The sequence below is a fragment of the Streptomyces sp. NBC_00299 genome, from assembly GCF_036173045.1.
GTDB classification, from domain to species: Bacteria; Actinomycetota; Actinomycetes; order Streptomycetales; family Streptomycetaceae; genus Streptomyces; species Streptomyces machairae.
Genome location: NZ_CP108039.1, coordinates 9,308,975 through 9,332,336 on the forward strand (window position 1 = coordinate 9,308,975; position 23,362 = coordinate 9,332,336).

At 69.5% G+C, this 23,362-nt stretch carries 14 protein-coding genes; 8 read left to right on the forward strand and 6 right to left on the reverse strand.

Translation table 11 applies throughout. The annotated features are described in order from the left end of the window. Positions 1 to 9 precede the first annotated feature (9 nt). Complete coding sequence (locus OHT51_RS41340) at positions 10 to 4,281, reverse strand: HAMP domain-containing protein (protein ID WP_328884044.1); 4,272 nt, start codon at positions 4,279 to 4,281, stop codon at positions 10 to 12. Between the two features lie 320 nt (positions 4,282 to 4,601). On the opposite strand from OHT51_RS41340, the gene OHT51_RS41345 reads away from it, so the two are divergent. The 3 genes from OHT51_RS41345 (at position 4,602) to OHT51_RS41355 (ending at position 6,524) form a co-directional block, all read left to right on the forward strand. Continuing rightward, positions 4,602 to 4,832 (forward strand): DUF4229 domain-containing protein, encoded by a 231-nt coding sequence (locus tag OHT51_RS41345; protein ID WP_328884045.1) that lies wholly within the window; start codon positions 4,602 to 4,604, stop codon positions 4,830 to 4,832. 365 nt (positions 4,833 to 5,197) lie between these two features. After that, positions 5,198 to 5,596 (forward strand): hypothetical protein, encoded by a 399-nt coding sequence (locus tag OHT51_RS41350; protein ID WP_328884046.1) that lies wholly within the window; start codon positions 5,198 to 5,200, stop codon positions 5,594 to 5,596. A gap of 184 nt (positions 5,597 to 5,780) precedes the next feature. Beyond that, positions 5,781 to 6,524 (forward strand): class I SAM-dependent methyltransferase, encoded by a 744-nt coding sequence (locus tag OHT51_RS41355; protein ID WP_328884047.1) that lies wholly within the window; start codon positions 5,781 to 5,783, stop codon positions 6,522 to 6,524. Between the two features lie 235 nt (positions 6,525 to 6,759). On the opposite strand, the gene OHT51_RS41360 is transcribed toward OHT51_RS41355, so the two are convergent. The 5 genes from OHT51_RS41360 to OHT51_RS41380 all read right to left on the reverse strand — a co-directional run bounded on the left by OHT51_RS41360 (position 6,760) and on the right by OHT51_RS41380 (position 16,064). Continuing rightward, positions 6,760 to 7,143 carry a VOC family protein gene (locus tag OHT51_RS41360; protein WP_328884048.1) on the reverse strand — a complete coding sequence of 128 codons (384 nt, stop codon included), beginning with the start codon at positions 7,141 to 7,143 and terminating at the stop codon, positions 6,760 to 6,762. A 427-nt stretch (positions 7,144 to 7,570) separates the two neighbouring features. Then, positions 7,571 to 9,250 carry an IclR family transcriptional regulator domain-containing protein gene (locus OHT51_RS41365; RefSeq protein WP_328884049.1) on the reverse strand — a complete coding sequence of 560 codons (1,680 nt, stop codon included), beginning with the start codon at positions 9,248 to 9,250 and terminating at the stop codon, positions 7,571 to 7,573. A 182-nt stretch (positions 9,251 to 9,432) separates the two neighbouring features. Further along, entirely contained in the window at positions 9,433 to 10,773 is a 1,341-nt protein-coding gene (locus tag OHT51_RS41370; RefSeq protein ID WP_328884050.1) for an MFS transporter, read from the reverse strand. A 288-nt stretch (positions 10,774 to 11,061) separates the two neighbouring features. Further along, a complete protein-coding gene (locus tag OHT51_RS41375; protein WP_328884609.1) occupies positions 11,062 to 13,194 on the reverse strand; it encodes a ThuA domain-containing protein in 2,133 nt (710 codons plus the stop codon). A 14-nt stretch (positions 13,195 to 13,208) separates the two neighbouring features. Continuing rightward, a complete protein-coding gene (locus tag OHT51_RS41380) occupies positions 13,209 to 16,064 on the reverse strand; it encodes a carbohydrate-binding protein (RefSeq protein WP_328884051.1) in 2,856 nt (951 codons plus the stop codon). 946 nt (positions 16,065 to 17,010) lie between these two features. On the opposite strand from OHT51_RS41380, the gene OHT51_RS41385 reads away from it, so the two are divergent. The 5 genes from OHT51_RS41385 (at position 17,011) to OHT51_RS41405 (ending at position 23,336) form a co-directional block, all read left to right on the forward strand. Then, complete coding sequence (locus OHT51_RS41385) at positions 17,011 to 18,042, forward strand: LacI family DNA-binding transcriptional regulator (protein ID WP_328884052.1); 1,032 nt, start codon at positions 17,011 to 17,013, stop codon at positions 18,040 to 18,042. 575 nt (positions 18,043 to 18,617) lie between these two features. After that, positions 18,618 to 19,712, forward strand: coding sequence for an ABC transporter substrate-binding protein (locus tag OHT51_RS41390; protein ID WP_328884053.1), 1,095 nt, complete (start codon positions 18,618 to 18,620; stop codon positions 19,710 to 19,712). A gap of 78 nt (positions 19,713 to 19,790) precedes the next feature. After that, positions 19,791 to 21,350: a sugar ABC transporter ATP-binding protein gene (locus OHT51_RS41395; RefSeq protein WP_328884054.1), complete on the forward strand. Its 1,560-nt coding sequence runs from the start codon at positions 19,791 to 19,793 to the stop codon at positions 21,348 to 21,350. Then, positions 21,343 to 22,305, forward strand: coding sequence for an ABC transporter permease (locus OHT51_RS41400; RefSeq protein ID WP_328884055.1), 963 nt, complete (start codon positions 21,343 to 21,345; stop codon positions 22,303 to 22,305). The genes OHT51_RS41395 and OHT51_RS41400 overlap by 8 nt, the downstream gene beginning before the upstream one ends. Next, positions 22,302 to 23,336: an ABC transporter permease gene (locus OHT51_RS41405; RefSeq protein WP_328884056.1), complete on the forward strand. Its 1,035-nt coding sequence runs from the start codon at positions 22,302 to 22,304 to the stop codon at positions 23,334 to 23,336. Before OHT51_RS41400 ends, OHT51_RS41405 begins: the two co-directional genes overlap by 4 nt. Positions 23,337 to 23,362 lie beyond the last annotated feature (26 nt).

Below are 23,362 nucleotides of genomic sequence, written 5' to 3' on the forward strand. Positions count from 1 at the left end.
GACAGCCCGTCACATGGCCAGCCAGTGCTGGACGCGGCCGATGAGCTCGTTGGTGTCGACAGGCTTGGTGACGTAGTCGTTCGCGCCGGACGCGAGACTCTTCTCCTGGTCCCCGGGCATGGCCTTCGCGGTGACCGTGATGATGGGCAGGTTCGCGTACCGGGGCATCGCGCGGATCTCCGCGGTGGCGGCGTAACCGTCCATCTCCGGCATCATCACGTCCATCAGGACCAGCGAGATGTCCGTATGGGCGAGGAGCGTCTCGATGCCCTTGCGGCCGTTGTCGGCGTGCAGGACGCGGAAGCCGTGGAGCTCCAGTGCCCCGCTGAGCGCGAAGAGGTTGCGCGCGTCGTCGTCGACCACGAGCACCGTGCTGCCGACGAAGGCCTTGTCGACGACCTGCGCGATCGGTCGCTGGGGTTCCTCGACGCGTACCAGCGACAGCACGTCTCCCGGTTCCTCGGCGGACAGGTGGAGGGTGATGCGTTCGCGCAGATCGTCCAGGCTGGACAGGAAGTCCAGCGGGCGGCCGTCCGCGCGGGAGCGCAACATCTGCTCCTGCGCCAGGTCCACGTGATGACCGGTGTGTACGAGCACCGGCACGCTGGCCAGCGCCGAGTCGCCCTCCATGGCCTGCAGCAGACGGGCGCCCTCGTCGTCGGGCATGTCCAGCTCCAGCACGACGCAGTGGCAGGGTTCCGCGGCCAGCGTGCTCGCCGCTTCCTGCGCCCCGACGGCCGTGATCACGTCGATCGCCCCGAGCGGGTTGTGGGGGTCGGTGGCGATGTCCGCCACCGCGCGCTCGGCGACCAGGGTCAGCAGCCCGCGCGGACGGCCCTCGACGACGAGCAGGCGCCGTCTGCGCTGCTCGGGAGCCTTGATGGCAGCGGCCTCCGACGGGGAGGCCGGCAACAGGTCGGCGGCGGTGGCATGCGGCTGGTCCGCCCCGAGGTTGCCACCGTCGAGCAGATCCTCGAAGTCGGCGCGTGTCACCGGAAGGTAGAGCGTGAAGGTGCTGCCCTGGCCGGGCGTGCTGTCGACCGTGACGGCGCCGCCGAGCAGGTAGGCGATCTCCCGGGTGATCGACAGGCCGAGGCCGGTGCCGCCGTACTTGCGGCTGGTCGTGCCGTCCGCCTGCTGGAACGCCCCGAAGATCGTCTCCAGCTGCTGCTGCGGGATGCCGATGCCGGTGTCCTTCACCCGGAAGGCCACCACGGGGGCGCCGCGGAGGACGCCCACGGGCACCTCCCGGTCCGCTGCGGGTTCGATACGCAGCTCGACGCCGCCCTGTTCGGTGAACTTCACCGCGTTCGACAGCAGGTTGCGCAGGATCTGACGCAACCGTGAGCCGTCGGTGAGCAGATCGGCCGGGGTGCCCGGCGCGGTCGCCACCGTGAAGGCCAGACTCTTCTGCGTCGTCATCGGCCTGAACGTCGCCTCGACGTACTCCAGGAGCTGGCGCAGCGGGATGCGCTCGGGGGCGACGTCCATCTTGCCGGCCTCGACCTTCGACAGGTCGAGGATGTCGTTGATCAGCTGCAACAGATCCGAGCCCGCCGAGTGGATGATCCCCGCGTACTCGACCTGTTTCGGGGTGAGGTTGCGCGACGGGTTCTGCGCCAGCAACTGAGCCAGGATCAGCAGGCTGTTGAGCGGCGTACGAAGCTCGTGGCTCATGTTCGCCAGGAACTCCGACTTGTACTTCGACGCCAGCGCCAGCTCCTGCGCACGGGTCTCCAGTTCCTGTCGTGCCTGCTCGATCTGCAGGTTCTTCGCCTCGATGTCGCGGTTCTGCGAGACCAGCAGGGACGCCTTCTCCTCAAGTTCGTCGTTGGAGCGCTGGAGTTCGTCCTGCTGGACCTGCAACTCCTCGGACCGCGCCTGGAGTTCGGCGGTCAGCCGCTGGGACTCGTCCAGCAGCTCGTCCGTGCGGGCGTTGGCCACGATGGTGTTGAGGCTGACGCCGATGGTCGGCATCAGCTGGGCGAGGAAGTCCTGGTGGATCTGGGTGAAGCGAGCGATGGACGCCAGCTCGATGACACCGAGGACCTGGTCCTCGACGACGATGGGCAGGACCACCAGGGCGCTGGGCACGGCCTGCCCGAGACTGGAGGAGATCGTCACATAGCCCGGCGGCAGTTCCTCCACGCTGATCGGACGGTGGTTGCGTGCGGCCTGCCCGACCAGGGAGCGCCCGACGCGGATGCGCTCGGGCCGGCCGGTGTCGTCGGGATAGCCGTACGACCCCACGAGCCGCAGGTCGGAGCCACGCTCGGTGTCCTCGGCGAGGTAGAAGGCGCCGTACTGCGCCGAGACCAGTGGCGCGAGTTCGTCCATGACGAGCTCGGCGACGACGGGCAGGTCGCGGTGGCCCTGCATCAGTGCGGAGATCCGGGCGAGGTGCGTCTTGAGCCAGTCCTGCTCCTGGTTGGCCCGTGTGGTCTCACGCAGGGACCCCACCATGGAGTTGATGTTGTCCTTGAGCTCGGCGACTTCGCCCGATGCCTCCACGTTGATGGAGCGGGTCAGGTCCCCCTCGGCGACGGCGCTCGCGACCTCGGCGATCGCACGGACCTGGCGGGTGAGGTTCCCGGCCAGTTCGTTGACGTTCTCCGTCAGCCGCTTCCAGGTGCCCTCGACTCCCTCCACCTCGGCCTGTCCGCCGAGCCGCCCCTCGCTGCCGACCTCACGGGCCACGCGGGTGACCTCGGCGGCGAACGACGACAGTTGGTCGACCATCGTGTTGATGGTGGTCTTCAGCTCCAGAATCTCGCCGCGGGCGTCCACGTCGATCTTCTTCGACAGGTCACCGTTGGCCACCGCGGTCGTGACCAGGGCGATGTTGCGGACCTGCCCGGTCAGGTTGTTGGCCATGGAGTTGACGTTGTCGGTGAGGTCCTTCCACGTGCCCGCCACGTTCGGCACGTGCGCCTGACCCCCGAGGCGTCCCTCGGTACCGACTTCGCGGGCGACACGCGTGACCTCGTCCGCGAACGCGGAGAGCGTGTCGACCATCGTGTTGATGACGTCCGCCAGGGCAGCGACCTCGCCCTTGGCCTCCACCGTGATCTTCTGCGAGAGGTCACCGCGCGCGACGGCCGTGGCCACCTTGGCGATCGAGCGAACCTGCCCGGTCAGGTTGGACGCCATCACATTGACGTTGTCGGTGAGGTCCTTCCACGTCCCCGACACGCCTCGGACGGTCGCCTGGCCGCCCAGATTGCCCTCGGTGCCGACTTCGCGGGCGACGCGGGTGACTTCGTCGGCGAAGGCGGAGAGCTGGTCGACCATCGTGTTGATAGTGGTCTTGAGCTCCAGGATCTCACCGCGGGCGTCCACGGTGATCTTCTGGGAGAGATCGCCCTTCGCGACGGCAGTGGCCACCTGGGCGACGTTGCGGACCTGCGCCGTCAGGTTGCCCGCCATGAAGTTCACGGAATCCGTGAGGTCGCGCCAGGTGCCCTTCACTCCCTTGACGTCGGCCTGCCCGCCGAGGCGTCCCTCGGTGCCGACTTCGCGGGCGACGCGGGTGACTTCGTCGCCGAAGGCGGAGAGCTGGTCGACCATCGTGTTGATGGTGTTCTTCAGCTGGAGGATCTCACCGCGGGCGTCCACGGTGATCTTCTGCGACAGGTCGCCCTGCGCTACCGCGGTCGTCACCTGGGCGATATTGCGGACCTGGGAAGTGAGGTTACCGGCCATGAAGTTGACCGAATCGGTGAGGTCGCGCCACACACCACCGACACCGGGCACCCGGGCCTGTCCGCCGAGGCGTCCCTCGCTGCCGACCTCACGGGCGACGCGGGTGACTTCGTCGGCGAAGGCGGAGAGCTGGTCGACCATCGTGTTGACGGTCTCCTTCAGCTCCAGGATCTCGCCGCGTGCGGGGACGTCGACCTTCTGCGACAGGTCGCCCTTGGCCACCGCGGTCGCCACCTGCGCGATGTCACGCACCTGCGTGGTCAGATTGCCCGCCATGGCGTTGACCGAGTCGGTCAGATCGGCCCAGGTCCCCGAGACGCCCGGCACCTCGGCCTGGCCGCCCAGCGTGCCTTCGGTACCCACCTCCCGCGCCACTCGCGTCACTTCCGACGTGAACACGGACAGCTGGTCCACCATGCCGTTGAAGACGGTGGCGATGTCGCCCAGGAGACCCTCGCCGTCGGCCGGCAGCCGGGTGCCGAAGTCACCGTCCCGTACGGCGGTCAGTCCGGCCAGCAGCTGCCGCAGCTCCTGCTCGCCCGGGGGTCCGTCGACGGCCTCGATCATCTTGCTGGTCATGCGCACCCTCGTTCCGCTCCCCAAGAGCCCTCACCCCGAGGACTCGGAACCGCGCCGGGCCTGTGAAGGCCCACTCACCGTCCGGTTTCCGCTGTTCACCCGCCTCGACCGGATGAGAAAATCCCGTGAAGATTAACTCAGTTGCCAGGCGACAACAAAAGCCTGATGCAGAGGTTCCGGCTGGACGGAAAACCGCCCTTCCGGGAGGCATGCTCGACGGGATACGAGGTACTGGGAAGGTTTTCACTCGGACTTCGAGAACGGCGAAGTGGTCTCCCTCGGGGTGTCGTATGCACCGCTTCGGGGGTACCCGGGGCCGCATGCCGAAGAGGGTGAAGTATGCAGGTTTTGTCCTGGTGTTCTTTGTGCTGCTGGCTGTGGTGATCCGGTTCGGAGGCGCGGGAGTCGGCTGGGGCCATGCCTTGCTGGGTGCGCTCGTGGCGACGCCGCTGGGCCTATGGATGATCTGGTTGCGTCGTCGCATGACGGAGCAGGCGCAGGAGTGGGGACGGCGGAGGTTCCGACCGTGGCCTGAGGAGCGCCGCCGCTGAGACGTGCGGCCCGCCAAGGCGTAGGCGAGACTCGCTCGACGGCGTCTCTGGGCGCCGCATTTCGGGGGTCTGCAACAGCAGGAATCACCGCCCTGACGGACCGGCACCACAGCACCGCAAGTGGATCCGCCGAGCCGGGCTGACCGCGCCGTTCCTCTGGCGCGGCGTCTTCTTGGTGCGCCGCTTGGTGCGCCGCGGGTTGTTCAGGGTGAGGGAGCGGCTTACTGAACAATCGGGCGGGCGCTGGAATCGGTGCTGCGGGGCACCAGCCGGCCGGGCCGGACCCGAGCTCACCGGGGCGTGTGGGCTCCGGCGGCGGCAGGCGTTCCCGCCGTACCGTTTCCAACCGATCGAAGGGCGATGACGTGAACCGTATCCGCCGACTGACAGCCGCCAACCTGGTCACTACCGCCGGTGGGCGCCGCCGGGCCACGACGACGGCCGTGACACTGACCATGGCGGGCACACTCGGGTTCGGCCTCATGACACCGGCGTCCGCTGCCAGCGGGCCCTGCTACGACGGGCGGTGCAAGACCACCGTGTCTGCGCCCAGGACCATCAAGGTCGACAGCCGCAAGTTCGGGTTCGGGAGCCTGAAGATCACGAGCATCAGCTCTCGATCCGTGAAGATGTCGGCCGCCGGCGGAAGTCTCAGCGGCAGCACCAGCCCGGGCGGCACCGTCAAGTTCAACAACCTGAAGATCTGGGTCAAGTCGGTCTCCGGCAGCAAGGCCAACCTCCAACTGTTCCCCACGCGGTACTGAGCCTGTCTGCTGGAGGAGTGTCCGGTGTTTGGCCGGTCACGGGCTGACTTCTTTGTGTCATCGGTCTGTACGGCGGCCGAGCAGCCGCGCACGAGACTGTCTGTCACGACCGCGACCCGGCAAGCCTGTGCATCGGGCGGGCCGGCGCGGCCGTGTACAGGACGACTAACAGGGGAGCGCAGCCGTGAGTGTGCAGCAGTACGACCAGATCGGCGAGGCATTCGAGGGGTTCAAGTCCCTGCCGTTGACGCGCTATGGGGAAGTACCGAGCTTCCTCGGATTGGTCGGGGAAGTGAGCGGCAGGTCCATTCTCGACCTTGCGTGCGGCACCGGTTTCTACAGCAGGGAGTTCAAGCGGCGCGGCGCCACGGATGTGCTCGGTGTCGACATCTCCGTCGAGATGATCGCCGCCGCGCGGGACTTCGAGCAGCGTGACCCGCTGGGTGTGCGCTACGAGGTCGGTGACGTGGCTGAACTGGGTACTTTCGACCGGCGCTTTGACATCGCGGTGGGAGTGCAGTGCCTCAATTACGCCGAGGACATCGCGGCGATGGAGCGGATGTGTCGCAACATCCACCGGAGCCTGGTACCGGGTGGAGAGTTCTTCGTGTTCGCGCAGAAGCCCGACTACCGGTTCGACTGTCCCTCGCTGGAGAAGTACGGGTTCCGCTGCGAGCCGACCGGCGAGGAGATGGAGACGGGTCCGGGGGTGCGGGTCACGGCTCTCCTCGACCCGCAGCCCGTCAGCATCGTGGCCACGGCACCGCGCCGCGAGGTCTACGAGCACTGTCTGCAGGCGGCCGGATTCAGCGCGGTGGAGTGGGTTCCACTGCAGGTGGCCGAAGCCGGCATCCGTGAGTTCGGCGAGGATTTCTGGGCTGATCTCCTCGCCTACCCGCCGCTGGAGATGCTGCGCTGCCGCGCCTGACAGGCTGATCGGCTGACTGGCCAGGTCTTCGTTGTCCCGACAGGGATTGAACGACGGCCGTGTCGTCTGCAAGGGCGGCGCCGCCGACTGGAGACACCGGCAGTCCGGCGCCGCCCAACCGGCTGGCCTGGCTCAGCCCCGGCCGCACCCACGGACCGGGCTTGTTGCACCGACGACAAGGCCCGAGTGGCTGTCACAAGCTGCTGCACGAACCGACCAGGGCAGGGCGTGAGGGTCAGGAGTTCATGGTCGCCCGGTCGGACTCGCTGCGCAGAACGCAGAACTCGTTGCCTTCGGGATCAGCAAGGATTGCCCATCCCGAACCATCGGGATTCCGGTGATCGGCGACAAAGGTGGCACCGAGGTCCAGCAGCCGGCCCACCTCCTCATCGCGCGACGTCTCAGGGCGCAGACACAGATGGATCCGGTTTTTGATCGTCTTGGCTTCGGGCACCTGGTTGAAGTGCAGCACCGGGCCCTCCCGCAGCAGCACCTGAGTCTCCCGGTCACCGGGTCGGTCCTCCGTATGCAGCGGACGTCCCGTCACACCGCTCCAGAACCGAGCCAGCTCGTAGGCATCCGCACAGTCGATCGCCACGTTCTGCAATATCGAGACCATGCGCGCGAGCCTTCCTGATCTCCACGCCGAAAGCCACCTGTGGGGCGTCCCATCAGGTTCCCCGGAGAGTGTCAACGGCCTGGATGGGAGCGCTGCCGCGACGGCGCTGGATATCCGAGCGGCCGACTCCGGGAAGGCGTCCTCGTCAGCGAGGGTGCGCAGGACCGCCTCGATATCGAAGGGCAGGTCTGGCCACACGGCCGAGCGGGCGCGGGGAGCGAGCCCGGCGCGCACGTCCGTCCAGCCCGAAGCCCTCCACCGGGGCTCCATGCCGAAGTGCGTGAGGGAGGCACCTGCGGTTCACGCACGGCCAAGTGGTCGACGCCGGTGGAACTGGCGAAGGCCGCCGCCTGTAAGCCGGCCGCCTCAACCTCGCCGTGATCGCCGGCGGTGTCATCGGTGCCGATGTAATGCCCGTGTTCGTTGATCAGATCACTGGGATCTTCACGAAGCGCGTCGCTGTCGCGTACTCCGTCTCGATGCGGGCCGCCGTGGCACGGAGGTGGGGGAGGAGGTCGGTGGTGCACTCTTCCGGGGTGCGGCGGCTGGTGTGCATCGCCACGTTGACGGCCGCCACCACCCTCCGGTCGCGGTCGTGCACGGGTACGGCGATCGAGCGCAGTCCTTCGTCCAGTTCGCCTTCGTTCAGCGCGTAACCCTGCTCAGCCACCTGGTCCAGCAGCTCCTCCAGCCGTCCGCGATCGGTGATCGTACGGCCCGTCAGTCGTTCCAACGGGCCGACACCATCCAGGACATCCCGGCGCTCGGCCGACGGCAGCCCGGCCAGAAGAACGCGTCCCATGGACGTGGCGTAGGAGGGAAACCGGGTGCCCACCGTGATGTTGACACTCATGACGCGGTACGCGGGGACGCGGGCGGTGTACCGGATGTCGCTGCCCTCCAGCACCGCCATGGAGGCGGAATCCTGCACCCGGGCTGCCAGGGCGCCGATGTGGGGCTCGGTGAGCTGGGCGAGCGAGGTGCGGGACATCGGTGGGAAACCCAGCTCCAGAACCCGAGGGGTGAGCCGGTATCGACGGTCTTCGGCGACCACGTAACCGAGGTGCTCCAGCGTGATCAGTACGCGCCGGGCCGTGGCCCGGGGCAACCCCGTCGCGTCGGCCACGCCGGTGGTCGACAGGGACTCGTGCCCCGAGCCGAAGGCTGTGATTGCGGCGAGGCCGCGGGCCAGCGACTCGACGAACTCCCGCCCGATGACCTGTTTCGACGTACCGGTCCAGGTCGCTGTCCCGACCGGCGGTTCCGACGTGGGGACGGGGATGCGGCGCAGGGCGTCCTCCATCCGCGCCACCGTTCGCTGAAGCCCGGGCAGGGCGGCGTCACGCAGCGAGGCCATGGTGTGCCGACTGGTGTGGCTGACCACGCTGACGCCGCAGACCCGGCGCCCGCCCGGGTCGCGTACGGCGACTCCGAGCGCGAGCAGCCCCCCGGCGATCCGCTGGTCGTCCTCGGCCCAGCCACGCTGCGCTGCCTCGGTGCAGACGTCCGGGGAGAAGAGTGCCCGCGGATCGCCTCCGGGAGGGCCGGCCGGGAATTCGTGGATCGTCGGCAAAGCAGGTCCCGCGTGCCACTCGGCCCAGGTCTCGGGGGACCAGTCGGCTGCCATGAGCGCCCCGGGCGCGGCCCGTTCCACCGGCAGCAGGTCTCCGATGCCGAAGCTGAAGATTCTCGCCCGGCGGTGTTTGACCTGGTGGATCATCCGCAGGCCGGTGCCGTCCGGAACGGTCAGGGACACCGACTCGTCCAGCTGGTCGGCGAGTTCGCGCACATGCGGGCCGAGGACCTCGGGGATGTGTGTGGCGTCCAGATAGGCGTTGCCCAGTTCCATCACGCCGGGCAGGACCGTCACGTCACGGCCGTCGAGCCGTACGTATCCCATGTGGGCCAGCGTTGCCGCGATCCGGTCCACTGTGGACCGGGCCAGCCCGGTGGCGTGCGAGAGGTCACGAAGGCTCAGCGTGCCGCCTGCCTCGGTCAGCGTCCGCAGTACGACGACCCCGCGGACCAGCGGGGTGATGGCCTCAGCCGGTGCCGCCGGTGCCGCCGGTGCCGCCGGTGCGGAGGGTGAGCTGATGAGGCTGGTCATGGGCGCTCCGTGCGTCGATGGCGGGTGGGGACGGGGCTGATGGCAGCGACCCTAACGGTCCGGCCGACGGGGGGGGCCGGGCCGGCTGATGAGCCTGAGAGCCCCTCAGCGGGTGTGCCGCAGGGCCCCGGGTTCGTCCGCCGGCCGTGGCCGGATCCGCCCGGGAGCCTTGCGGCACAGGGTCAGTCCGCGGAACCCGCCAGTGCCGGTTCGCGGTTGGCTGCCCTGTCCGGCCTGCCCCGCCGAGCCAGCGGGACCAGCGAGATCGCGGCTGCGGCGAGCACGGCGGCCACGGCGAAGGTCGTGAAGCCGAGCTCCGCGTCGCCGCCCGCGATCACCATGCCACCGAGCCAGGGGCCGACGACGGCGCCGGTTCGGCCCACTCCGGTGACCCAGCCGAGACCGGTGGCGCGCTCGCCCGGCGCGTACAACCGTGCCGTGGAGGCGTAGACCATCACCTGGGCGCTGAAGAGCCACACACCGGTGATGAAGACGACCACGTAGGCGACGCTCAGCGGCAGTTGGGCGCGCAGCAGGAAGGCGCCCGCGGCGGTGAGGAGGAACCAGATCGCCGAGACCTTGACCGGTCCGAAGCGGTCCGCCGTACGGCCCGCGATCAGCATCCCGACGATACCGCCGGCGTTGATCACCATGAGGAACGTGATGGAGGAGGAGAGCGAGTAGCCGGAGGCGCGCATCAGTTCGGGCAGCCAGGTGGAGACGCCGTAGACCAGCAGCAGCCCGGCGAAGGACGCGATCCACAGCAGTGGCGTCGCCAGACGGGTGCCGGGAGCGAAGAGGGCGCCGATCGCGGCCATCCGTCCCTTGGCTCCGGCGAGAGGCGACTCGGCGGCACCCGGGCGCTCCAGACCGTACCGGTCGGCGACGGCGTATGCCTGCTCCGAGCGGCCCTTCGCGTAGAGCACACCCGGGGACTCGGGCAGCCACTTCACCACCAGCGGGAGCGCGATGACAGCGGGGAGCGCGCCCGCCCAGAAGACCCAGCGCCAACCGTGATCGGGGGCGACGACCAGGCCGATGCCCGTGGCGGCCATGCCGCCCGCGTGGTACGAGGTCATCATCACGCCGGTGGCCAGCGCCGCCCGACTCGGCGGAGCGAACTCCGCCACGAGCGCCAGCCCGATGGGCATCAGGCCGCCCAGCCCCAGACCCGATATGAAGCGACCTGCGCCGAACACCGTGGCGTCGGGCGCGACCGCGCACAGTGCCGACCCCAGTGAGAACAGCAGGATGCTGCCAGTGACCAGGGGCTTGCGGCCCAGCCAGTCGGTCAGCGTGCCGGTCGCGAGAGCGCCGATCAGCATGCCGAACGTGGTCCAACTGCCCACGGTGCCCGCTGTCGAGGGGGAGAAGCCGAGGGCCGGGTCATCGAGGAGGTGCGGCATGACCGCGCCGTAGATGTTCACGTCCATACCGTCGAAGAAGACGGCTAGCCAGCACAGTGCGATGACCGGGGCCACGGCTTTGAACGAGCGGGTCGGCGGGGACGCGGAAGGTGCCACGGGGTTGCTCACTTTCTGTCACATCATCGTGATGAGCGAGGCGGGGACGTGTCTCGGCTCAGATGCAGGCGATCCGCTACGGCCCGCGGCCCGGTGGGGCCGGAGGCGTTCACCGCCGCGGTTGTGTGCGACTAGTTGCCCGCCTGGTGAAAATTGGTTCAGTTTTGGTGCGGAGGAGTCTGCGGTTGACTCGGAGGGCCTGTCAACCGGTTCGGGACGCAGACGAGCGGACGCACCGAATGCCCGGTCGAGCGGATGGCTGCGACCGGGCATCCTGCCTGTGCGGCTTCAGTCGGCGGTCGGCCCCTGGAAGCGGCCGACCCAGTACGCGGTGCGGTCCAGGTACGCCGTCTGGGCCGCCTCTCCCGTCTGGCCGTACGCCCCGTTGTACGTCCGGTAGCCGTGGCCGGCCGGCGGGGTGGAGTCGGCCGGCTCGATGGAACTCCCTTCGTGCCACTCGTTGAACGAGGTGACCGACACCCAGGTCGGCGACCCGCCGATCGCCGGATCCAGGGCGTTGGACCACTGCCGGTCGTACGCCGCGCCGTCGGCGCGCTCCACGGTGGGCGTTGCGTTGCCCGGCACCGCCCGGTCGTCGATGTAGCCCGGCGCGACGGACGGGGCCCAGATCAGGCCGTGGGCGCGGGCGTAGTCGCCGGCCTGCTTCCAACCGGGAGCCGTGGCGCCCGCGATGCCGTCGTAGGTGTACATGCCGGAGAAGTGCGCGATCTTGGTGGTGTCCGTGGTCTGGGCGAGGACGATGCTCGTGTCGGTGACCTGGTCCAGTGCCGTCCAGTCGGTGATGTCGAGGCTCTGGAAGACGTAGAACGCGCCCTTGCCTCCGTGGTCCGCCGAGCGGTGGAAGGCGGGGTGGCTGCCGTAGGTGCGGTTGATGTACTCGATGTCGGCGGCCGTCGACGCCCCGGTGCGGCCCGAGTACGGCTCCAGATGCCAGGCCACCCGGATGCCCTGCTCCTGCGCCGCGTCGAGGACACCGCGCGCGAGCCGGTCCTCGTAGCTGTCCCGGCCCCACCAGCTGTAGACGATCACGCCGGCGCCCGACCGGGCGACCCACTTCATGTGCTGGTCGACTGCGCCGTCGAAGTCACCGGAGTCGTACGGGCCGAGTGCCGGATAGAGGTCGGCGCCGATGCCTTCGGGTGGGGTGTGTCCGCCCTGCTGCCAGTGCCGCCAGCCGCCGTTCACCGCCGGGCTCCCGTACCAGGGGTAGTAGAAGAGGTGGACGTCGTCGGACAGGGTCCCGGCGGTGGGTTCGGCGCCGAGGCTGAAGGTGTCGATGTCGAACAGGGCTCCGCCGCCTCCGGTGAAGCGCAGGAAGAGCGGGCCTGACGCGGTGCCGGTGAGGGTCGTGGTGACGGTCGTGAAGGTTTCCCAGTCTCCGGTGACCGGTACCGTCACCGAACCGAGCAGGGTGCCGCCGGCCGAGCCGGACCGGATCTCGATGGTGCCGCCCGCGCCGGCGGAGGACACCTTCGCCGTGAAGGTCTTGGCTCCCGCGGTGGTGACGTGGGAGTAGCCCGCCCAGTCCCCGTTCTCGATGTAGCCGAGCGTCTGTCCGCCGCTGGCCGGGGCGTGCGCGGCCACCTGGACACCGGAGCCGGAGCTGTACGACTCGGCCTCGATCTGTCCGTTGCCGGCCGGAGCCGAGCAGTTGGCCGTCGCCTGCCCGGCGGCGTACCGGACTCCGCCCAACAGCAGGGAACGGAAGGCGGGGTCGGCGTAGGACTCGATGGTGTGGCCGAGCCCGGTGTAGAAGGATCGGCCTGTGCCCTGGTTGTGGCACCAGGTGATGGGGTGGTCGGCGCCCATCGAGCCGCCGCTGTAGGTGCTTTCGTCCAGTGTCTGCAGGACGCGCACGTTGGGGCGGGGGTTGGTGCGGTAGTTGTACCACTCGTCGGTGCGGGTCCAGGTCGCGCCCAGGTGGGAGGTGGCCGGGTGGGTCCGGTCCTCGTTGCGGATCGTGGCCTGCTGGATCGCCGGGTGGCTCTGGAACCAGGCGCCGACGAGCTGTCCGTAGTAGGGCCAGTCGTACTCGGTGTCGGCCGCCGCGTGCACGCCGACATAGCCGCCGCCGGAGTCGACGTAGGACTGCATGGCGTTCTGCTGTGCGGAGTTGAGGACGTCGCCGGTGGTGTTGAGGAACACCACGGCCTCGTAGCTCGCGAGATTCGACGCGGTGAAGGCCCCGGCGTCCTCGGTGGCCGTGACGGTGAAGTCGTTCTGCCCGCCGAGTGTGCGCAGGGCGTCGATGCCGGCCGGGATCGCGTCGTGCCGGAATCCGGCCGTCTTCGAGAACACCAGGACCTCGAAGGCGGCCGCGTGTGCGGTACCGGCCGGGGTGAGCAGGGCGCCGAGCAGGCCCAGGGCCAGAGCCGCGGTGCCGTGGCGCAGCCGTCGCATCAGGATGCTCATGGTCATCGCCCCTTTCGCGCGGCGGAGGCGGAGGAGGTGAGCGTGAAGGTGTCGACGTCGAACAGGGACCCGGAGCCTCCGGTGAAGGTGAGGAACAGCGGACCCGATCCAGCGCCGTTGAGTGCGGTGCTCACGGTGGTGAAGGTGTCCCAGCTGCCGGTCACAGGCACGGTGACGGAGCCCAGCAGGGGCCCGGTCTGCGAACCGGAGCGGAACTGCAGGGTGCCACCCGCACCGGCCGAGGAGACCCGGGCGGAGACGGAGGCCGCGCCGGCGGTGGAGACGTAGGCGTATCCCGCCCAATCGCCGTTCTCGATGTAGCCCAGCGTCAGACCACCGCTGGCCGTACCGTGCGCGGCCGACTGGACACCGGAGGCGGAGCTGTACGACTCCGCCTCCCACGGCGTGGTCGTGGTGGAGCCGGAGCCGAGCGTGAAGGCATCGACGTCGAACAGATTGCCCTGCCCGGTCGGCCCCCGGAACACCAGGAACAGCTCGGTGGTGCCGGCGGGCGCGCCGGAGAGGTTGGCGGTCACGTCGGTGAAGGTGTCCCAGCCGCCGGTCACCGGCACGGTCGCGGTGCCGAGGAGGGTGCCGGCGGCGGAACCCGCGCGTACCTGGAGGGTGCCGCCCGCGCCGCCGGATGCCACCCGGGCGGTCAACTTCGTGGCGCTCGCGAGGACATACGGCTTGAACGAGATCCAGTCGCCGTCATCGGTGAACCCGACCGTCCTGCCGCCCTCGGCCGTGGCGTGATCGGCGATCTGGATGCCGGACTGGGCGCCGAAGTGCTCGCCCTGCCGATGACGTGGTTGCAGGGTGCGCACGGAGTGCGTGGTCAGGCCGCCGGCGTCGGTGTACTCGGCGTCGAAGACACCGTACAGATTGGCGGCGCTGTCGTGTTCACCGTCGGCGGGCACGGTCAGGTTGCCCTCGCAGCCGTTGGTGGAGGTGATGGCGTGGGTGTGGCTGTCATGGCCGAGGAGATAGGTGACCTTCACCTTGGAGCAGTCGACGCTGCCGTCCTCGGGGTCGCTGACCTGCACCCGGAACAGGACGGTGTCGCCGAAGGTGAACGGCTGCCCGTCCAGAGGCTGTTGCAGGGTCACCGTCGGTGCCGTGTTGCCGGCGGTGACCACCAGGCTCGCGGTGCCGGTCAGGCCCTCCGGGTCACGGACCGTGAGGGTGGGCCGATAGGTGCCCGCGCCGGTGTACGTATGGCTGGGGTTGGCCTGCGTGGAAGTGGTGCCGTCGCCGAAGTTCCAGGAGTAGGTCAGCGTCCCGCCCTCGGGGTCGGAGCTGCCCTGGGAGGAGAACCGCACGGTCAGCGGCAGGGCGCCGGAGGTGCGGTCGGCGGCGGCCTGCGCGACCGGGTTGCGGTTGCTGCCGGCGATGTACTCGATGCGGTACAGGGCCGAGTTGTTGCTGCCGGTGCCGTAGTCCAGGACGTACAGCGTGCCGTCGGGCCCGAAGTCGGTGTCCATCACCTGGGTGCCGTTCCAGGGGACGTCCTCGATCGTGCCGTAGGAGCCGTCGCTCTTGACCTCGATGGCCTTGATCCACTGGCGGCCGTACTCGGCGGCGAAGTAGCGGCCGTCGAGGGACTGCGGGAACTTCACCTGAGAGGTCGAGTTGGGGTCGTAGCGGTAGACCTCGCCGCCCATCGGGGACTCCGAGCCGCCGCCGAACTCGGGCGGCGAGCCGTCCAGCCCGTACTTGATCCAGCTCGGCCTGGCCGGGGGCAGCTGGGCCAGCCCGGTGTTGCGGAAGGAGTTGTTGGCGGGCCCACCCGCACAGTTGTACTTGGCGCCGGAGGGGCCGCTCGGGAAGGTGTACTCGTTGTACGTCTCACCCGTGGTGTTCGTACCGGTGCAGTACGGCCAGCCGTAATTGCCGGGCGAGGTGATGCGGTTGAACTCGACCTGCCCGCCCGGTCCCCGGTTGGGGTCGGTGCCGCCTGCGTCGGGGCCGTAGTCACCGAGATAGACCGTGCCGGTGGGCCGGTCGACGGACATCCGGAACGGGTTGCGGAAGCCCATGGCGTAGATCTCGGGTCTCGTGCCGGCGGTGCCCGGTGCGAAGAGGTTGCCCGAGGGGATGGTGAACCCGCCGGCCGCGGTCGGCTTGATCCTCAGCACCTTGCCCCGCAGGTCGTTGGTGTTGCCGGAGCTGCGCTGGGCGTCGAACTGGGGGTTGCGGTTGGTGCGTTCGTCGATCGGCGCGTACCCGGACGAGTCGAACGGGTTGGTGTCGTCGCCGGTCGTCAGATAGAGGTTCCCGGCCGCGTCGAAGTCGATGTCGCCGCCGACGTGGCAGCACTGGCCGCGGTCGTTGGGCACCTCCAGGACGACCTTCTCAGCGGCCATGTCCAGAGTGCCGTCGGTGCGCAGCGTGAACCGCGACAGGTTGAGGTGGCCCTTCCAGGGCTCGAAGTCGGCGGCCGTACCGGTCGTGGGGGCGTCGCCTGCCGGTGTGTTGAGCTTGGGGGAGTAGTAGACGTACACATACCGGTTGGAGGCGAAGGAGGGATCTGCGGCGATCCCTTGCAGGCCCTCCTCGTCATGCGTGTAGACGTCCAGTTTTCCGGCCTGCTTCGTGTTGCCCGCGGCGTCCGTGAGGCGGATCGTGCCGTCACGGGCGGTGTGCAGGACCGACCGGTCGGGCAGTACGGCCAGGGACATGGGTTCGCCCATCTCGGCCGCGCCGGTGGCCAGTTGGACCTGCTGGTAGTCGCCGGGCGGAAGATCCGCCGGGGCGGCGGAGGCGGTGGTGGCCGTGGGAGCCGCCGTGGCGACGCCGGCCAGCATGAGCGCGAGCGCGGTGAGGCTTCTCAGCCCCGCGCGAGGGCGCCAAAGCATGGGGGGTTGTCCTTCCTGACGGTGAGAGATGTCAGGCAAGGCGCGCGCCGGCCGCGCTTGCCGGTGGGGTGCGGGGCACGACGACGGACCTGTCGGACCACCGCGTGGGAGCGCTGTACGTGAATTGCGCTGCAGGCAAAGGGAATTGCGACCCTCTGATGGCATTTTGCATGCTGGTGGCCCCGGCTGAATATGTCAAGGCCCTGTCAAAATGCTGGGTGGAACCGACTCGTGGCCCACGGTTGAGAGCGGCCCGAAGTGGATCGGCGCGCACCCGCCCTGGGAGGAACCAGGCGCAGACGGCCAGGATTTCGACGGAGACGGGCTCAACGTCGAGGGGACCGCAGGAGCAGCGGAGGCCTGCGGTGCGCTCTCCGTCGACCCTTCGGAGATCGGCACCGGGACCCGGGTACGGAGGGCGCGGGCGGCTCGCGCTCAGCGCGCCGGGGGCGGGCGGGAGGAGCTGGGTGGTTGGTCTAGCCGAGCTTGGGGCTGGAGGCGGGGGAGCAGGATGGGGGTCGGCTGACCAACCGCACGGTCCGCCCACCAGGCCCACGTCGAAGCCCTGTTGGCAGTGGGTCGTGCAGCGGCAGGGACTGAACGGCAAGCAGCGCGCGCAGCGGCCGCCCTGTGCCGGCTGCCTCGGCGCCCCGCCCAGCGCCTCACCCTGGGCACCGTCGCCGGCCCCCTGCGCGGCTCTGCCGCTGCCGTCGCCCTCGCCGGCCCGCTCGTCGGCCTGTTCGCGGCGCTTCCAGTTCGGGGGTCGGCCTGCCGAATGCGCAGGTACGGTGCTGACACCAGGCGCTCGTCCAACGCCTTGTCAGGGCGAAGAGGGCGGATGTATAACGTTGTAAAAGTCAAGCACTGGGACTCGGCGCCAGGCTCACGGTGACCACACCGTACCCGCACCGACCACCCGAGTCGGGCCGCTTCGAAAGGGAATGCCGTGCGGGTCAGCCTCAAGGACGTCGCCGCCCATGCGGGGGTCTCCATCAAGACCGTCTCGAACGTGGTGAACAACTACCAGCACGTCACCCCCGCCATGCGCGAACGCGTCCAGCGTTCCATCGACGCGCTCGGCTACCGGCCCAATCTGGCCGCCCGGCACCTGCGCAAAGGCCGCACGGGCATGATCGCCCTCGCCCTGCCCGAACTCGGCAACCCCTACTTCGCCGAACTCGCCGCCGCCGTCATCGATGCCGCAGCCGCCCACGACTACATCGTGCTCCTGGACCACACCGGGGGACGCCGTGAACAGGAACTCCTGGTCAGCCAGGGCTTCCGTGCACGCGTCATCGACGGACTCATCCTCAGCCCCATCGAGTTGGAGACCGAAGACCTGCGCGACCGAGCGGAGAACGTCCCCCTGGTGCTGCTCGGTGAGCGTGACTACGACCTGCCGTACGACCACATCGCCATCGACAACGTCGCCGCGGCCCGCGCCGCCGTCCGGCACCTGGTCGGCCTCGGACGCCGGGAGGTGGCGTTCATCGGCGACCGACGCGGCCGCAGCGAGCCCGCACAGCTGCGCGTACGCGGCTGGCGAGAGGAACTCACCGCAGCCGGACTGCCCGCCGACGACGGGCTTGTCGCCGCCACCGACGGCTGGGGGCACGCGGACGGCGCGGCGGCCATGACCCGCATCCTCGACTCCGGCCGGTGCCCCGACGCGATCTTCGCCTACAACGACCCCATGGCCATCGGCGCGATGCGCGTCCTGCACGAGCGCGGACTGCGCGTCCCCGAGGACATCGCAGTCGTCGGCTTCGACGACGTCGTCGAGGGGCGTTTCGGCGCGGTGACGCTCACCTCCGTTTCGCCGGACAAGGAGGCAATCGGCCGACTTGCCGTGGAGTCGGTGCTCGCCCGCCTGGGCGGGGATGCTCCCGAACCCCGCCGTGTCTGGGCAGACTACCGCCTGGTCGAGCGAGAGAGCACCGTCGGACGCGGGGCGGCGAAGGACGGGCCCCAAGCCTGACCCGCCCGTAGTGAACTACGCCGCGAACTCCGTCAGTTGGGCGACCGGCACGGCGGGGGGCAATCGGCCGTGCCGCCGTCAGGCGGGGTTTGGGCGCCGCGTCAGGCGAGTTCGGGCGCCCCGTCTTCGCCGGCCGGCCCCGCGTCCTCGGCCGGCCCTGCACACCGCAGCGGCCCCTGCACAGCACCCCACCGAGGCCGACGGCCCTCCCCGATACGCCAAGGCCCGCCCCGGCGTTCAGATGCTCGTGCCCCTTCGGCGCGCCGGCGGCCAAGTCCCGCGGGCGTCACATCCCTCCCCGCAGCGGCGAAGACCCTGGCCGTCCTAGGCCCCAACGCCGTACGGGAGTTGATGCCCGCCGCGAGAGCCGGCCATCGAGCAAGCGCTTCCCCCGTACCCCCGCCTCCTCGCGATGCGCACAGGTGTGCGCACAGGGGGTTTACAGCCTCCTTCCAACGATGTAAAAACCTCCTTGCAGCGGGCTCGACAACGTTGCCCGCCGGGGGAGATGCACCGTTTCTGCTCATGCGTCAGCTCCCCAGTTCCCTTTCAGCGTCGCCCGGATCGGGGTCACCATGCAGCGCACCACTCACCGCCCTCGTCTCCTCGCCCGCCCCGGGGCCGTGGCCTTGGCCGCCGCGGTCGCCCTGACCGCCGGCGCCTGCGCGAAGTCGGAGGACGACGCGTCGAAGGACACCAAGTCCCCGGCGGCAGCCGGGGCCGAACAGAAGGTCGTCACGCCGAAGCCGGGCAGTAAGACCTGCGCCATCGACACTTACGGCGCTGAGAAGCTGGATCTGAGGAACGCGACCGTGGGCTTCTCCCAGTCGGAGAAGGAGGCCAACCCGTTCCGCATCGCCGAGACCCAGTCCATCAAGGACGAGGCGAAGAAGCGGGGCGTCAAGTTGCTCACCGCCAACGCCCAGTCGCAGTTCTCCAAGCAGATCAGCGACGTCCAGGACCTGCTCGCCAAGGGCGCCGACCTGCTGGTGATCGCCCCGCTCAACTCCGACGGCTGGGACCCGGTCCTTCAGGCCGCGGCCGCCAAGAAGGTCCCGATCGTCACGATCGACCGCAAGATCAACGCCACCGCCTGCAAGGACTATGTCTCCTTCATAGCCTCCGACTTCGTCGAGCAGGGCCGCCGCGCCGCCGACCAGATGATCGAGGCGACCGGCGGCAAGGGCGAGGTCGCCATCCTCCTCGGCTCGGCCGGGAACAACGTCACCACCGAGCGCACCAAGGGCTTCAAGGAGCGGATCGCCGAGAAGGCACCCGACTTGAAGGTCGTGTTCGAGCAGACCGGTGACTTCGCCCGTGAAAAGGGCCAGCAGGTCACCGAGCAGCTCATCCAGTCGAAGCCCGGAATCAAGGGCGTCTATGCCGAGAACGACGAGATGGGGCTCGGCGCGGTGGCTGCGCTGAAGGGCGCGGGCAAGAAGGCGGGCGACGTCAAGATCGTGACGGTCGACGGCACTCGCAACGCCGTCCAGGGCATCGTGGACGGCTGGATAAGCGGCGTCATCGAGTCCAACCCCCGCTTCGGCCCGCTGGCGTTCCAGACCCTGGACACCTTCACCAAGGGCGAGAAAGTCCCGCAGGACGTCATCATCCAGGACAGCGCCTACGACGCGGACAACGCGAAGACGGAGATCAGCAAGGCGTACTGACCACCGGGGGGCACGGGCAACCGTGCCCCCCTCGCCTTCCCTTCACCACGTTCCGCACCACTCTTCCTGGAGGCACAGGTGGCACCCCCCGCCGAAGTCCTCGCCGTCCGTGGACTCAGCAAGACCTTCCCCGGCGTCCGGGCCCTGGACGACGTGCACCTCACCCTGCACGCCGGTGAGGTCCACGCCCTGATCGGCGAGAACGGCGCCGGCAAGTCGACCCTCATCAAGCTCCTCACCGGCGTGTACCGCCCCGACGCCGGCGAGATCACCTTCCAGGGCAGCAAGGTCGCCTTCGCCACGCCCCTGGAGGCGCAGAAGGCGGGCATCTCGACCATCTACCAAGAGGTCAACCTGATCCCGCTGCTCAGCGTCGCCCGCAACCTCTTCCTGGGACGCGAACCGCGCAACCGCTTCGGTGTCCTGGACATCGCACGCATGAACCGGGAGGCCGAGGAGACCCTGCGCGGCTACGGCGTCCGCGTCGACGTCCGCCGACCGCTGCGCACCCTCGGAGTCGGCGCCCAGCAGATGGTGGCCCTGGCCCGTGCCGTCGCCACCGACGCCCGCATCGTCATCATGGACGAGCCGACCTCATCCCTCGAACCGCGCGAGGTCGAGACCCTGTTCTCGGTGATCCGGCGGCTGCGCGACGCGGGCATCGCCGTCGTCTACGTCAGCCACCGCCTGGACGAGCTCTACGCCGTGTGCAGCACGGTCACCGTGCTCCGCGACGGCCGGCGTGTTCACCACGGCCGCCTGGCCGACCTCGACCGCCTCGCCCTGGTGTCCACGATGCTCGGCCGGGACCTGGGCGAGGTCCGCGAGGAAGGTCTCACCAAGTTCACCGGCGACCACCGGGCGGCCGACACCGAACCGGTGCTCGACGCCAAGGAACTGACGGTGCCGCACAAACTGCACGGAGTGTCCCTGAGCATCCGGCCCGGCGAGGTCGTCGGCCTGGGCGGACTGCTTGGCTCCGGACGCACCGAGACCGCGAAGGCCATCTCCGGTGCCCTGCCCGTCCGTTCGGGCCGCGTCACCGTGGCAGGCGTCCCGCTGCGCGGCGGTTCGGCACCGGCCGCCATCCGGGCGGGGGTCAGCCTGCTGCCGGAGGACCGCAAGAGCGAGGGCATCGTCCCCGGCCTTTCGGTCCGGGAGAACATCGCGCTCGCCGTCCTGCCCCGCCTGTCCCGCTTCGGCCTCGTCTCGGAGGCCCGCGTCGACAGCGTCGTCGACACCTTCATCAAGCGGCTGCGCATCAAGGCCTCCTCGCCCCACCAGAAGGTCGGTGAACTGTCCGGCGGCAACCAGCAGAAGGTGCTGCTCGCCCGCTGGCTCGCCATGAACCCCAAGGTGCTGCTGCTGGACGAGCCCACGCGCGGCATCGACGTCGGCGCCAAGGCCGAAGTGCAAAAACTCGTGGACGAACTGGCCGCCGACGGCCTGGGCGTCCTGCTCATCTCCTCCGACCTGGAGGAACTGATCGAAGGGTCCGACCGCGTGGTCGTACTGAAGGACGGTGCCGTCGTCGGCGAACTGACCGGGGACGACGTCACCGAGGACATGCTGATGCGCACCATCGCCGGGGACGCCGCGGTGGAGCACCTGGCCAAGGAGGTGGCCACCGATGGCTGAGGCCACCCTCCGCACCGCCCCGCTGGACAAGGCCCGCGCGCTCCAGTGGCTTCAGACCTACGGCGTCTACGCGGGCGTGACGGCGCTGCTCGTCGTCAACACCGTCATCACGCCTCACTTCCTCTCCGCGGAGAACTTCCGCACCCAGGCCGTCCAGGTCGCCCCCGTCATCATCGTCGCCCTCGGCATGGCCCTGGTCATCGGCACGGAGGGCGTCGACCTGTCGGTCGGTGCCGTGATGGCGCTGGCGGCCTCCGTCACCGCGCTCTACCTCGGCTACGGACTGCTGCCCGCCCTGCTCGTGGTCGCGCTCTTCGCCGCCGGGGTCGGACTGGCCAACGGCGCGCTGGTCGCGTTCGTCGGTGTGCAACCCATCGTGGCGACCCTGGCGCTCATGGTCGGCGGCCGGGGCCTCGCCCTGGTGCTCCTGCCCCAGCTGGAGGACCTGCGCAACCCCTCCCTGGCCGTACTGGGTTCCGGCGACGTCCTCGGCATCCCCTACCTGATCCTGATCGCCGCCGTCCTGGCCCTGCTGGTGGCCTTCGTCGTGCGCCGCACCACCTTCGGACGCCAACTGCTCGCCATCGGTGACAGCCGCCCGGCCGCGCAGCTCGCCGGGCTGCCGGTGCGACGCGTGCTGATCATCGTGTACGTCGTGTGCGCGCTGCTCGCCGCCGTGGCAGGTGTGCTGGCGACCGCCCGCCTCCAGGCCAGCGACCCGACCTCCCTCGGCAACCTCATGGAGCTCTCGGCGATCACGGCTGTCGTCGTCGGGGGCACTCCGCTGACCGGCGGCCGGGTCAACATCGCCGGCACCGTGGCGGGAGCCGTACTGATCCAGCTGCTCACCGCCACCCTCATCAAGCACGATCTGCCGCCCTCCTGGACCCAGATCGCCCAGGCCATAGTGATCGTCGCCGCGGTCTACGCGGCACGGGGACGGGGGAAGCGATGACCGTCACGAAAGCGGACGCACCCGTGACCACCGCGAGCAACGAGCCGACGGGGGAGACCGAACCGGTCGGCTCCGCGCGCTCCGAGAGGCTGAGCGCCCTGATCCAGCAGCACGGCGCACTGGCCGTGCTGGTCCTGGTCTCCCTGGTGGCGTCGTTCTCCTTCGATGCCTTCGCCACCGGCGACAACATCGGCAACATGGCGACCAGTTCGGCCTTCCTGGCGATCGTCGCCCTCGGCATGACCTTCGTGATCATCACCGGCGGTATCGATCTGTCCGTCGGCTCCCTGTTCGCCCTCGGTGGCGTGCTGGCGGCCTGGGGGTCACGCCACGGCACCCTGGTGGCCCTGCTGCTGCCGCTGGCGGTGTGCGGACTGATCGGCGTCGTCAACGGCCTGCTGGTCGCCCGCTCCCGCCTCGCCCCGTTCATCGTCACGCTCGCCGCCATGCTGGGCGCTCGCGGCCTCCTGCTGGCCATCACCGACGAGGGCGCGGACACCTTCCTGATCGGCAAGGGCTCGTTCCTCGCGGAGCTGGGCCAGGGCACCACCCTGGGCCTCGGCAACCCGGTGTGGATCACCCTGGCCCTGTTCGTCGCGGGCGCCGTGGTCCTGCGCCGCACCCGCTTCGGACAGCACGTCTACGCGGTCGGCGGCAACGAGGACGCGGCGGCCCTGATGGGCGCCCCCGTGGCCCGCACCAAGATCCTCGTCTACACCCTGTCGGGCCTCCTCGCCGGCCTGGCCGGCGCACTCAACGCCGCCTGGCTGGCCTCCGGCGTCACCATCCTCGGCAACGGCATGGAACTGGAGGCCATCTCCGCCGTGGTCATCGGCGGGACCCTGCTGACCGGCGGTCTCGGCTATGTCAGCGGCTCACTCGTCGGCGTGCTGCTCCTGAAGGTCATCCAGAACGTCATCAATCAGATCGGCTCCCTCGACTCCTCCTACCAGCAGGTCGTCAGCGGCGCCTTCCTCGCCGTCGTCGTCATCGCCCAGACCTGGCTCGGCCGCAGACGGCAACTGATGTGACAAGCCCCGGACCCGGCGGCCGAGCC